The following is a 765-nucleotide window of genomic DNA, read 5'->3' on the forward strand; positions in this document are numbered from 1 at the left end:
ATTCGTCGCCAGATCGCCGGCTTGATGTACTTCAGCTCAACGCGCAGTACGTAATCGGGGACTGGCGCCTTGACCAGGCGCACGGCAGGTTTGCGGGGTTGGACCATCGGATTGATTCTCAGGCGGCTTGCTGTTCGATGTGTGCAGTCGGCATCAGGTGCCACGGCAGCAACTCGTCGATGCGGTTGATGGGATGATCGGCGATGCGCTCAAACACCGTGCGCAGGTAGGCAAACGGCTCGATGCCGTTCAGGCGCGCCGTACCGATCAGGCTATAGATCACCGCCGCGCTTTGGCCACCGCCGTCGGAGCCTGCGAACAGATAATTGCGCCTGCCGAGAACCAGCGGCCTGATCGCGCGCTCCGCCGTATTGTTGTCCACCTCGACGCGCCCGTCTTCGCAATAGCGTGTGAGAGCGTGCCAGTGCCCCAGCGAGTATCTAATCGCCTTCGCCAGCCCCGACTTCGCCGAGACCAGTGACAGCGTGTGTTCGAGCCAGGCCTTCAGCTCAGCGAGCAATGGGGCCGAGCGCTGCTGACGCGCAGACAGGCGCACGTTCGGCGTCTGGCCGCGAACCTCGCGCTCAACAACATACAGCGCCCCGATGCGGTGCAGTGCTTCTTCGGCAATCGGTGAGCTGTCCAGTTTGTATATGTCGTAGAACTTGCGCCGCGCATGGGCCCAGCACCCGGCCTCGATGACCGTGCCGTCACGATACAGCGCGTCATACCCGCTGAAGGCATCTGCCTGCAGGATTCCCGTGT

General features: G+C 62.6%; 1 protein-coding gene. It reads right to left on the bottom strand.

Translation table 11 applies throughout. From position 1 onward, the window contains the following. Positions 1 to 118 precede the first annotated feature (118 nt). The coding region (locus JMF90_RS39050; protein WP_201326546.1) for an IS66 family transposase at positions 119 to 765 on the bottom strand (647 nt) is incomplete at its 5' end.

Source organism: Burkholderia sp. E168m23 (genome assembly GCF_016586125.1).
GTDB classification, from domain to species: domain Bacteria; phylum Pseudomonadota; class Gammaproteobacteria; order Burkholderiales; family Burkholderiaceae; genus Burkholderia; species Burkholderia orbicola.